This window comes from Roseixanthobacter psychrophilus (assembly GCF_043195195.1).
Lineage (GTDB): Bacteria > Pseudomonadota > Alphaproteobacteria > Rhizobiales > Xanthobacteraceae > NCEH01.
In genome coordinates, this window is sequence record NZ_JBAFWT010000237.1 from 1 (window position 1) to 260 (window position 260).

General features: G+C 67.3%; 1 protein-coding gene. It reads right to left on the reverse strand.

Features of this window, described 5'->3' with window-relative positions; translation table 11 throughout:
• Positions 1–68: 68 nt before the first annotated feature.
• Positions 69–260 (reverse strand): type II toxin-antitoxin system Phd/YefM family antitoxin (locus tag V5F77_RS29345; RefSeq protein ID WP_429008545.1); only part of this gene is annotated, 192 nt, incomplete at its 5' end.

Consider the following 260-nt stretch of genomic DNA (forward strand, 5'->3'; position numbering starts at 1 on the left):
GGTCGCCTCGGGCAGGATGAGCGGGACGAGAAAGCTGGTATCGAAATAGAGCATGCCCCGCGCTCGCCTCACCGGCCTTCGTCCCGCGCCTCACGCAGCAAATCGGCGCTCCGTCGCCGGAGATGCGGCATGGTGGCGCGGAAGGCGGCAAGTTCATCCAGCCGCAATGGCTGCTTCGGACGAGAGGCGGGGCGGATATGGGCGACGGCACGGCCATGGCGGGTGATGACGACCTCCTCGCCCGCCTCCACTTTATCGAG